Raw genomic sequence first — 12068 nt, forward strand, 5'->3', positions numbered from 1 at the left:
CCGACCTTTGCCGTGGTAGCTTCCTTCGCCGCATCTGGCTAACTCTGGGAGGGGGCGGTTATGGTCCGCTGGCTGGGCAGGCGCGTATCACCGGAAACCAACACCGCGAGGGCGAAAGTCGGTGTCGTCGGCCTTGTGGCAGTCGCGATGACCGCCACCCTCGGGGCTCAGGCTCCGCAGGCCGCGGCCGCGAAAGCAGTCGGCAAGCGCCCCGCCGTCCAGGTCGAGAAACCGGTGGCCGGGACCAGCTATGTGCCGAAGGCCGCCGTGCACTTGGGGGCCCTGCCCACAGCAGCCAAGGCCACCGCTGCGTCGAACCCTGCGTCGAACCTTGTGTCGGGGTCGGCGACGGTGGCCCTTCCGGCGGGGGGCGGCACCGTCCAGGCCGGATCATTGCCGGTGCGTGTTGGCGCCGCCGCCGGTTCGGCGGCGACCGGCAGCCAGGTGACGGTAGCCGTGGCAGACGGCCAGACCGCCCAGGCCGCGGGTGTCAATGGCCTGATGATCTCGCTGACCCCGGCGTCCGGCGCGGGCGGCGCGGTGAGCCTGGACGTCGACACCGCGGCGATCGCCGGCCGCTTCGGCGGGGACTACGCCTCCCGGTTGCACCTGGTGAAGCTTCCGTCGTGCGCCCTGACCACTCCGCAGATTGCCGCCTGCCGTGTCCAGACCCCGATGACCGGGACGAGCGCGCGCGTGGCCGCCCACACTTTGACCTCCACAGTCGCGCTTGCCGCCGCAACACAGAGCCCTGTCTCGTCGCGCGCCGCAGGAACCACTGCGATGACTGGCAGCGCAACCGCGGCGCCGGCGACGATGGTACTGGCCGCCACCGGCAGTGCCAGCGGGCCGACCAGCAACTTCACCGCTACCACGCTGTCGCCCAGTTCCCAATGGTCGTCCGGTTCGGAGAGCGGGGACTTCACCTGGTCCTACGCGATCGATACCCCGACGCCGTTCGCCGGTGCGGCTCCCAGCGTCGCGCTGAGCTACGACTCCGGAGCCGTGGACGGGCACACCGACTCCACCAACAACCAGACCTCCCCGATCGGCGAAGGCTTCGATCTGGCTACCGGCGGCTTCATCGAGCGCTCGTACCAGACCTGCTCGCAGTTCACAGACCTGCCCACCGCCGAGCAGACCGGCGATGACTGCTGGGCCGGCCAGATACTGAACATGTCGCTGGGCGGCAAGTCGACGGCGTTGGTGTGGGACCCGGTCACCGGTGACGTGCATCCGGCCGACGACAACGGCGAGCGTGTGCAGCTGCTGAAGAACGCCAGCAACGGCGCGTACAACGGCGAGTACTGGAAGATCACCACGACGGACGGGACCCAGTACTTCTTCGGCCGCAACCACGGCCCCGGCTACACCAACCAGGCCAACACCAACTCGGTGTGGACCGTGCCGGTTTACGGCGCGCACTCCGGTGACCCGTGCTACAACGCGACGTTCACTGCCGCCTCGTGCAATCAGGCATGGCGGTGGAACCTGGACTACGTCGAGGACGTCCACGGCAACGCCACGATGTACTACTACACCCCGGAGACCAACTACTACTTGCCGGACAACGGGAAGAACGGCACTACCACCGCCGCTTACACGCGCGGCGGGGTGCTGGACCACATCGAGTACGGGCTGCGTGACGACAACGGCACTGTCTACGCCAACCCGGCGGTCGACAAAGTCACGTTCACCGCCTCCGAGCGCTGCATACCGAACGAGAACAACGACGGCTTCAACTGCGACCCGTCGCAGTTCAACGCGACCAATGCCGCGCACTGGCACGACGTTCCGTTCGACCAGTCCTGCTCGTCGGGGGCGACCTGCTCCAACTACTCGCCCAGCTTCTGGTCTCGCAAGCGCGTTACCGCCATCACCACGCAGGTGTACAACGCGGGTGCATACCAGAATGTTGATACGTACAGCCTGGCCCAGTCCTATCCCGACACCGGCGACGGCACTCCGTTCGCCCTGGCCCTGGCTTCGGTCCAGCGTTGCGGTACCGACGGTGCCACGTGCACCCCTGCGGTGAAGTTCCTCGGTGGGATGATGCCCAACCGTGTCCCGGTCGCAGGCCAGGACTCCACCTACTACCCGGCGATCAACAAGTGGCGTCTGGTCGAGATCGACACCGAGACCGGCGAACAGATCCAAGCCGCCTACAACACGCCGGCCTGCTCCCCGACCAATCTGCCGGCCTCGGACTCGACCAACAGCCTGGACTGCTTCCCGGAGTACTGGACGCCGCTCGGCCAGCCCACGCCGATCAAGTCGTACTTCTACCACTACACCGTCAAGCAGGTCACCGAGACCGATCCCACCGGCGGTTCACCGAACAAGACCACGAACTACACCTACCTGGGTGGTGCTGCCTGGCACTTCGACGACTCCGAACTGTCCAAGGCCAGCCAGCGTACGTACTCCCAGTTCCGTGGATACGCCCATGTGCAGACCCGCGCCGGTGCCAATCCGGTCACCCTGGCCGACACTCTGTACTTCCGCGGTATGGATGGCGACATCCTGCCGTCGGGCAAGCGTTCGGTCACCGTGTCCGACACCGAGAACGACGACACGGTCGCCGACGCCAACGCTCTGGCCGGGCAGGTATTCGAATCAGACGTCTACACCGGTGACGGCGGCAGCATCGACCACGCCACCGTCACCGACTACACCACCACCGGGCCGACCGCGACTCGGCCCCGCACCGGCCTGAACTCCCTGCAGGCGCTGATGGTTCTGCCCACCCGGGCGCGCACCCGGCAGATGCTCGCTTCGGGCGCGTGGCGACGCACCGTGGCCAACACCGCCTACAACAACCTGGGCATGGCCACGCAGGGCGACGACGAGAGCGACGGAACCCGGCCCACCTGCACCCGCACCACGTACCTGAGCAACACCACCACGTGGCTGACCGTGCCGTCCCGGGTCACCGTCACCGGCGAGGTCTGCCCTACCGGCACCCAGGCCGGCAAGCTCGTCTCCGACACCGAGACCAGCTACGACAACCAGGCTTACGGAACCGTCCCCACCGTAGGCAACCCCACCAGCGTCATCTCCGCCTCCAGTTCTTCAGACGGCACCGCCACCGGCACCCTCACCTGGGCCCCGGCTACGACCGCCACGTTTGATTCCTACGGTCGTCCGCTCGTCTCGACCGACCCCATGGGCCGGCAGTCCGCCGTCGCCTACACCCCGTCCACGCTCGGCCCGGTGACCCAGACGGTCAAGACCACCTTGGCGTCCACCGATCCGCTGTCCCGCGCCACCACCACCGTCACCGACCCGCTGCGTGGCCTGACCACCGCCAGCGTCGACGTCGCCGGACTGCGTACCGACGCCACCTATGACGCCCTGGGCCGGCTCACCCAGCTGTGGCAACCCGGCCGCTCCAAGTCCGGCGGCCAGACCCCCAACTCGCAGTTCACCTACGCCGTGTCCACTACCGGCCCGTCGGTGGTCACCGCCCAGCGGCTGCTGGACGACAACAGCTACTCCTCGACCGTCACGCTCTACGACGCGCTGCTGCGCGCGCGGCAGACCCAGACCGACGCCGAAGGCGGCGGCCGGGTCATCACCGACTCCGTGTACGACAGCCACGGCTGGATGGTCAAGGCCAACAGCAACTACTTCGCCACCGGCGTCCCGACCGGCACCATCTACTCCGTCGGCGACTCCGCCGTCCCCGCTCAGAGCATCACCACCTTCGACGGCCTCGGGCGTGTAACCAAGGTCGCGCAGTACCACTACGCCAACTACACCTGGGAGACCGACACCGTCTACGGCGGCGACCGCACCACCAGCATCCCCCCGGCCGGCGGCACATCGTCGACCACGGTCACCGACGCCCGCGGCGCCACCACCGCCGCCTACCAGTACACTGCGACACCCGCCGTCGCCGGCAACACCGTCACCGGTCCGGTCAACGGCTCCGGCACCGTGTACGGGTACGACTTCGCCGGCCGCACGAGCTTGATCACCGACCCGAGCGGCAAGAACACCTGGACCTACGGCTACGACCTGCGGGGTCGGAAGACCAGCCAGACCGACCCGGACGCCGGTGCTTCGACGTACACCTACGACGACGACTCCGAGATGCTCACCTCCGCCGACGCCCGCGGCACCGCCGGCACGGTGGCCTACAAGTACGACAACCTCGGCCGCAAGACCGGTGAATACTCCGGGTCCGCCACCGGTCCGGCGATCGCGCGCTGGACCTACGACTCCGTGATGAAGGGGAAGCCGACCGCCTCGGCCGGCTACGCCAACGGCCTGGCCTACGTCTCCACCATCACCGGCTACACCAGCGCCGGCCTGCCGACCGGGACCAAGGTCACCATCCCGTCCGGTGAAGGCGCGCTGTACGGCAACTACACCACCAGCTACGGCTACACCCCCAACACCAACCAGGTCCAGAGCGTCACCGAGCCGGCCGCGGGGCCCTTCGCGGCCGAGACCGTGACCACCGCCTACACCCGACTCGGGCACCCGGTCAGCACCGAGGGCAACAACTACTACGTCTCCAACACCGCCTACAGCCCCTATGGCGAGCCGCTGCAGTACACCCAGGGGCCCTCGTCCAACCCGGTGTGGCAGACCCTCACCTACGATGACCAGACCCGCCAGCTGACCGAGGACCGCATCGACCAGCAGGCCGCGCCTCCTCAGGTCGACAAGGTCGACTACACCTACACCGCGGCCGGGCAGGTCACCCAGATCGCCGACACACGAGGCAGTGCCACCGACACCCAGTGCTTCGGCTACGACGGTCTCGGCCAGCTCACTCAGGCATGGACCGCCACCGACAACTGCGCCGCCAACCCGGCTTCCGCGGGCAACGGCACCGTCGGATCCGGCATCGCGCCCTACTGGACCAGCTGGACCTTCGACACCGTCGGCGACCGCCTCACCCAGGTACAGCACGCCCTGCCCGGCGCCACCGGCGGCGACACGACCACCGCCTACGCCTACCCGGCCGCCGGCTCGGCGCAGCCGCACACCCTGACGAGCACCACCGTCAACAACGCGCCCAGCCCGACCACCAGCTATCAGTACGACCCGGCCGGCAACACCACGACCCGGGCCACCCCTGCCAACGGCTCCCAGACCCTGAACTGGGACGCCGTCGGGCACCTGACATCGGTCGCCGGCACCGGCACCACCAGCTACGTCTACGACGCCAACGGCGCCCAGCTGATGCGCAAGGATCCCGGCAAGAACACGCTCTACCTCGGCGACACCGAGCTGTACCTCAACACTTCTACTGGTGCCGTCACCGGCACTCGCTACTACAAGCAGGGCGGTGCCACCGTCGCCGCCCTGGACTCCACCACGGGTCACGTCACCTACCAGATGCCCGACCGGCAGGGCACCGCCGACGTGTCCCTGGACTCCACCACCGGCAACGCGACGTTCCGCAACTACACCCCGTACGGCGACATCCGCGGCGCCGCCCCGGCGAGTTGGCCGGGTCAGAAGGGCTACCTCGGCGTCGGCACCGCTGACGCCGCGACCGGCCTGACCGATGTCGGAGCCCGCGAGTACGACCCCACGACCGGACGCTTCATCAGCGTCGACCCGGTATTCGAATCCGGCTCGGCCGCACAGATGGGCGGCTACACCTACTCCGGAAACGACCCGATCAGCAGCTCCGACCCCACCGGCCTGTTCTGCTGGGGATTCTGCTCCTTCGGCCACACCGTCGGAGGCTGGCTGCGTACTGGTTATGTCTCTGCGGACGAGACGGCGGGGAACATCGCCTTCGGTACAGCAGAATTCTGTTTCAAGGACGGATCGCAAACCCAGAACTGGCTGAAGAAGGAACACGCCGCATACAACGCCAGCGACGACGCCGCGCTCAGCACCGGACAGCAGCGCGTCGCTCACGACATGAGCAATGCGGAAGGCATTGCGCTGTTTGTTGATGGCGGGTGGAACTCCTTCAAGCTCGGAGGCAGCCTCTTCAGAGCCGGTGCTGAAGGTTTCAACACAGCGCCGGCGGCTGCGGCGGCGGCATCCGACCCGGCGGCGGCTCTCACCCCGGACCAGGCGTTGAAGAACGCGATCGATGACGGCCGTACCAAGGCCGGCGCCGACTACCGGCACCAGCATGCCGCGGCCGCCGAGGAGATGGGTTGGCAGGAATCCCTGGCCAAGGGCGAGATCGGCCTCATCGGCCCGTCGAAGGTGAACGGTCCCGGCCCCGACTGGGTCACCTATGATCCGACGACAGGTAAGATCAAGGTCTACGACTCGAACTGGTCGTCGAAGGGGGACTACAAGACGTTCCCGGACAACAAGATGGGCGGCCCAAAGGGCTGGATGGACAAGTGGGTCAAACCGGCAGTCGACAGCTACAGCGGGCCGTACGCGGCCGACATACAGCAGGCGTTGGTAAACAACGACGTTGAAGGCGTGGTTTACACCAGCGACATAACTGTTACCCTCACCACCGCAGATAGCGCGCCCCTTCCCCACGGCGCGGGACACTCGAGAGACATGGCGGAATGATGGGCAACGACATCCAGAAGCTGATCACGTTGCCGGCTTGGACGCCGCGCGCCGAGTTCTCACCTTCCCGGCTTCTCTCGGATGGCCGTCTCGTATCGATCTTCAGCTGCGACAACGGGCTGTATCTCATGACGAACCGGAACTTCGGCGACAATGACCCGGTGTGGGCCGTCGGCTGGGCTGAGAGTGACCACTGGGCGCTCCGCGTCTGGGGCAGCCCGACATATGCCGGCGACCTGAAAAGCCCACCGGCACAGTGGGCGCTGCCATCTTTGGTCGAAGTCGGGCGCCCCGGCGATCTGTCGTACGCCAGCGTGGTGGCGTACGAGAAAGGCCATCCAGAGGGCAAGGGAGCGGCTGGTCTGGTCACCGCAAAATTCCGGTTCACGGATGGTGAGATCCTGCATAGCGACGTCAACGGGTACGCCGGGGTGACGTACTGCTACGAGGCCGCAAAACCGAAGGCCGCTGATCTGCCGACTGCTATCGAGTTCCGGCTGCCCGGGTAGCCGGCGCCGACCTACGGGTCAGATGGGAGTCAGATCGTGGGTTTGTCGTTGGTGCCAGCCGATGATCCCGAAGGCGAGCTCAGGGCGGAAGGTTCCTACACCGCCTTCAACGACTTCCGGTTCCAGGTCGCGGCTGCCGACGGGATCGACCTGGCCGCGATGGACGGCTACGGCGGCGCCAGAGCCTGGGTGACGAGCAGCAGCCCTCTGGTGCCGCTGCTCGATCATGCCGATAGCGGTGGCGAACTTACCGCGGATGAGTGCGCGCGGATCATTCCTCGCCTTAGCGAAATCCTTGAGCTGTGGTGGGATACCGATCCGGAGCCGGCGGATCCGGCGTCGCCAAGGCCGCAGATGCACGTTCCTTATGGTCGCAGGCTCGTTGAGGTGATGCGGGCTTGTGTTGGACGGCAGGTTTCGTTGCTGTTCGCGTGATACGTGGGGGCCGACGCGCCCGAACCGCTGAAGCAACGACGGGCGCGACGCTGACGCCGGAGGTCAGCCTTTCGCGCCGATGGCACACAGGCTCAAGGTGAGGCCGTCGGTCCACAGTATCCAGGTCTCTCCGTCGGGTTTGACGTCAGCTCCCTGGCATCCTGTGGAGCCGCCTCCGTGGATGTCGGCCAGCCAGACTGCGCCGACTCGGTTGGCGATCACGGATCCGTTGACCAATTGGCCGCATTGGTCGCTGGGCTGGGTCGGCGGACCCGGGGGCCAGTCGGAGAGGCACGTTCCGATTGGATACATCCCGAGGACCAGGCGTGCTGGCGTCGGCAGGCAGGAGTTGATGTCGGCGACGGTGACGTCTTGGAGGCCCGGCTTCACGGCGATGCCGCTGCCGGCCTCAAGGCATTGGATGCTCGGGCTCGGTTCGGGCGATGCCGGTGTCGACTCCGTGGGTTGATCCGGTGGTGCGGATTGGGGATCGCGGGAGGTGGTGCCCGGCGACCAGGTGGTGGCTGGTTCTGTGGGCCGTGTCCATGGAGTGGTAGGCGCCGTCGGTGTGGCTGCCGGCGGCGGCGTGCCGTGCAGCGGCGAGGCCGCGGTACTTGTCGTGCCTGATCTGAGCAGGAACAGGCTGGTGGCCAGGACGGCGGTGATGGCCACTGCCACAGCGGCGGAGGCGCGCCCCAGGCTGACTGGACGTGGCTGATATGCGCCGTCAGTAGCAAGCGCGTGGCGGGGTGCCGGCTTGGCAGGCCGTGGCTCGGTGAATCGGGGTCGGTGGACGGGCAGCAGCGCGCCGGCCGGGCCGAGGATGGGGGGTACGTCGCTGTCGCAGGGGATCGTGCCGTTGTAGGCGATGATGCGCGTCAGCTGGTCGTAGGCCTCGGCAGTCGGCATCCTGTCGGCTGGGTCTTTTTCCATGAGGCCGGACAGCAGCTGTTCGAACACGGGGCCGCGGTGGAGTTCGTCGGCGGGCTCGAACAGCACTGCGGCCGAGCTCGCCATGAAGCTGTCACGGCGGAACGGCGAGCGGCCCTCGACCGCGAAGTACAAGGTCACGCCAAGAGAGAACAGGTCGGAGGCAGCGGTTGCCGGACGCCCCTTCATCCGCTCGGGCGCCATGAATTCCGGGGTGCCGACTGCGATCCCGTTCGGTGTCAGGGTTCCCACCGCGAGGTCGTAGTGGCCTCCGCCGGCGGCGATGCCGAAGTCGGTGAGCAACACCCGGCCGTCGTCGGCCAGCAGGATGTTGGAGGGTTTGACGTCCCGGTGGACGATCTCCTTCACATGGCAGGCGGTCAGCGCCATCAGCACCTTCTTGCCGATGTGCGCGACCTGGACCGGCGGGAGCGGCCCGTACTGGGCCACCGCCTGGGCCAGGGTCTTGCCGATGACGAGTTCCATGACGATCCAGGGGCGGCCGTCCTCCTCGAAGACGTCCAGGATCTCGACGATGTTCGAGCTCTTGGCCACTGACAGCCCGTGCAGCGCCTCCAGCCACGCCCTGCTCAGATACGACTTCCGGTCGGTGTGCCCAGCCATCGTGTCGAGGCGCACCTCTTTGAGGGCGACGTCGATGCCCGACCGCTCGTCGTGGGCGAGCCACACCCGTCCCATGCCGCCGGTGCCGAGCAGGCGGCGTAAGAGGTACCGCCCGCCGACCACGGGGCGGCTTTGATGGGATTGGGTCGATTCAGACATCTTTTCCCCTAGTGCTGTCGACGCTCGCGGGGTGCGGGCCACCGCGACGCTGACCCCGCAGCCGATCGACGGCAGCGCGGTCCAGGGCGCGGTGAGGCGCTTCGTCCGGACCACGGATCGGGGGCAGCGAGCATCCGCTCGAAAGGTACTGGTCAGTAGGAAACGATCTACGCGGCGGCTACTCCGGTCCGATTACCGCTCGGCGCGATAAGCCTTGAACAGGGCTTTGAGATAGCCTGCATGTCGCCGCGGCCCGCGCACAATTGTTCGCAGTTGCGTCGTCGGGCGTGCGTCGCTGCCAATGATTCCGAATATCGGCGCGCATTCCTGGTCCCCCTCGTAGAGCCGGAAAGCGGACGCAGTACGGGTGGCAGCCTGTCGTACTGCGGGATCGGGGTACATCTTCGTGATGGCGGCGAATAGCCGATGCGATGCTATCCAGCCACTTCGTGAGGCTCTTCCCCTCGCATCCCCCCATCGGCCGCCGGCATCAAGGCGACACCGGCGAGTGAATCATAATCCTGATCCACCCTGCCTTGCACGCAAATCAGTACCCTGCAGGATCTCCCCGCCGATCGGGGAGGTCGGGGAGGTCGGGGTCCGTGTCAATGTGCTGCGACAATCAGGGTACGTAGAGGATCTTTACTTTGAACTGCGGATGCTGGGCGCCGAAGCTTTGGAGTTTCGCCGCCAGCACCTTGTCCGAGACGACGATCCGGATCGGGACTTTGTTCGAAGTGATGATGTGCTCGAGGATCTTCAGGCTGGCCTTGGCCTGGGGCGACCACTCGCCCTTGGCCGGCAGTCCGGTCAGGCCGTAGAGGTCGGTGGTGCGGTTGATCTGGCTGCTGACCGAGTGCAGATCGCGGTTGGCGATGCCGGCCAGGAGCGACATGTTGAGGTTCAGGATGCCGGACGGTGATGAGGCGACGATTGTCGGCTGGCCGTCGGTGTAGACGCCGAGGCGTTGTTGGGCGTGCAGTTGGTGGCCGTAGTCGGCGACGAAGGTGTGGCGGCCGGTCCACAACTGGGCCCAGGTGGAGTCGGTGCCGGGCTGGAACCGGGGCCAGTTGATGTAGGCCGGGGCGAAGGCCACGGCGCCGGCGGCGAGGGCGGCGGTGACGGCGGCGATCGCGTTCTCGGCCTGGCGGATCGGCCAGGGCTTGGCCTTCGGGCGCGCCTGGGGCCACAGGTTCGCCAGGCCGCCGAGGCCGACGAGGCACATCAGGACCAGGCCGTTGAGCGACTTCTCGACGTAGTAGCGGGTCGAGCTGTGGCCGACGAGGTCGATCTCGAGGGCGATCTGGACGGCGCCGGTCGCCGCCAGCGCGCCGAGCGCGGCCTTGGCGTGGGGGAGCCGGCGGGTCGCCGGGTTCGCCAGCGCGATGGCCGCGGCCACGCCGACGGTCAGGACCACGTGCCAGGGCAGGGCGATGATGAAGCCGTCGGTGTGGAACCGCGTGCCGATGTTGAGCCCGGAGACGGCGAAGAGCGGCGCGGCTACGAGCACTGCGACACCCAGCGTGCCGATTGCGAAGGCGAGTTTGCCCCCGATGCGGTTCTTGATGAACCTTCGGCGATAGACGACGAGCGCGGCCACCAGAACGAGGGTGATGTGCGGCAGCAGCAGCGGGTGGCCGAAGACCACGGCGAGGAACGCGCTGCCCGCCAACAGCACCTGTTCCCAGACGTTCCGCGGCGGCCTCAGGATTACGGCCATGCCGGCGACCAGGAACACGCAGGCGAAGACGACACTGTCGAAGCCCTGCCACACGTAGCTGAGGAAGTACCCGGTGGACAGGAACGCCCCCACGCCCGCGGTGACGAACACCGAAGGCAGCCGCAGCCGATCCGCGACCATCGGGCCCACCATCCGGCGGGCCGCCCACGCGGTCGCCAGCACCAGCAACCCGAACGAGATCAGGGTGTACCAGTAGTAGCGCACGAACTCGTCGAGCGGTGCGCCCGGCTTGGCGTCTCCGTGCGCGAAGCAGTCGACGATCGCGTACACCATCTGCATGCCGGACGGATAGGTCCGCGTACCGGGCAACGCCTGCGCGCTGATCCGATCGAAGTGAGCGAACGCATAGGAGTGCCCGGAACGTACTACATCGAACATCGCGAACTGCCGCAGGCGGTCGGCGAGCAGCGCCGAGTAGTCGAACTGCTTCCAGAAATCGCTGTGCAGGGTCGGCCACGCGGCGATCACCGTGGCCGCCGCCCCACTGAGTATCGCGATGGCATCCGCGGCGGCGAAGCGCTTCGGCAGCCGGAAGCGACGACGGGCCGCGAACGAGACGAGGACGAGCACGCTGAGCGCGAACCCGCCTACCGCAACAGGTTCCAACCCCCACGGCCAGTAGCTGATGACGAGGCCACCGACGATGGCCGTCCCCGCGAGCAGCACGACCGCGGCCATGATCCGGTCCAGGACCGTGGACCCGTAGCGGTTGAGAGCCGCGGTGCCCAGGACGATGACGAGAAGCGTCGCGAGGTCGAGGTGGACGGCGTGGGCCGCGTACGCGAAGAGCCAGACTGCGGCGACGGCCGTGGTGGCTTGCACCGGCCGCGATGCGGCGATGTGGGCCGCGCCGACGGTTCGCGCGTGGCGATGGCGGCGCGGTGGGGGCGGAGCGTCGGCGTCGGCGGAGGTCTCGGCTTCCGAGCCCATCGCCGGGTCCTCGGCCGCAGCGATGTCGCCGACGGCCTCAGCATCTGTCGCGGTGGCGATCCCCGCAGACGCGGCCTCCGCATCGGTCGGGACCGCCGACAAGCCGGCCGCGGCGGGGTCCGCCGCGGCCGTGATCCGTTCGCGCACCTGTCAGGCGCCGCTGGGTGTGCCGGTGCCGGACGTGCCGGACGTGCCGGAGGCCGGGCTCGACGGGGTCGAGGTGCCGCTGG

Annotated in this window: 5 protein-coding genes; 3 read left to right on the forward strand and 2 right to left on the reverse strand. The window is 67.6% G+C overall.

What is annotated here, in order from left to right:
• The first annotated feature begins 135 nt into the window (after positions 1 to 135).
• From GWK61_RS59595 to GWK61_RS18555, 3 genes are read left to right on the forward strand one after another with little or no spacing between them, the layout of a single operon-like run.
• Positions 136 to 6510, forward strand: a complete 6375-nt coding sequence (locus GWK61_RS59595) for an RHS repeat domain-containing protein (protein WP_194909670.1) — start codon at positions 136 to 138, stop codon at positions 6508 to 6510.
• Complete coding sequence (locus GWK61_RS18550) at positions 6510 to 7019, forward strand: hypothetical protein (protein WP_194909671.1); 510 nt, start codon at positions 6510 to 6512, stop codon at positions 7017 to 7019. The genes GWK61_RS59595 and GWK61_RS18550 overlap by 1 nt, the downstream gene beginning before the upstream one ends.
• 36 nt (positions 7020 to 7055) lie before the next feature.
• Positions 7056 to 7454: a hypothetical protein gene (locus tag GWK61_RS18555; protein WP_194909672.1), complete on the forward strand. Its 399-nt coding sequence runs from the start codon at positions 7056 to 7058 to the stop codon at positions 7452 to 7454.
• A 63-nt stretch (positions 7455 to 7517) separates the two neighbouring features.
• Here GWK61_RS18555 and GWK61_RS18560 read toward each other — a convergent pair whose 3' ends face one another.
• The gene (locus GWK61_RS18560) at positions 7518 to 9167 is read right to left on the reverse strand and encodes a serine/threonine-protein kinase (RefSeq protein ID WP_194909673.1); all 1650 of its coding nucleotides are present in this window, start codon (positions 9165 to 9167) and stop codon (positions 7518 to 7520) included.
• Positions 9168 to 9789: 622 nt separating this feature from the next.
• Entirely contained in the window at positions 9790 to 11838 is a 2049-nt protein-coding gene (locus GWK61_RS18565; protein WP_228562524.1) for a TgpA N-terminal domain-containing protein, read from the reverse strand.
• Between the last annotated feature and the right edge of the window lie 230 nt (positions 11839 to 12068).

Source organism: Catenulispora rubra (assembly GCF_015356825.1).
In the GTDB taxonomy this organism is placed as follows: domain Bacteria; phylum Actinomycetota; class Actinomycetes; order Streptomycetales; family Catenulisporaceae; genus Catenulispora; species Catenulispora rubra.

Coding starts and splice junctions, on each gene's coding strand:
- GWK61_RS18550 (WP_194909671.1), top strand. CDS start 6,510: ATGGGCAACGACATCCAGAAGCTGATCACGTTGCCGGCTTGGACGCCG.
- GWK61_RS18560 (WP_194909673.1), bottom strand. CDS start 9,167: ATGTCTGAATCGACCCAATCCCATCAAAGCCGCCCCGTGGTCGGCGGG.
- GWK61_RS18565 (WP_228562524.1), bottom strand. CDS start 11,838: ATGGGCTCGGAAGCCGAGACCTCCGCCGACGCCGACGCTCCGCCCCCA.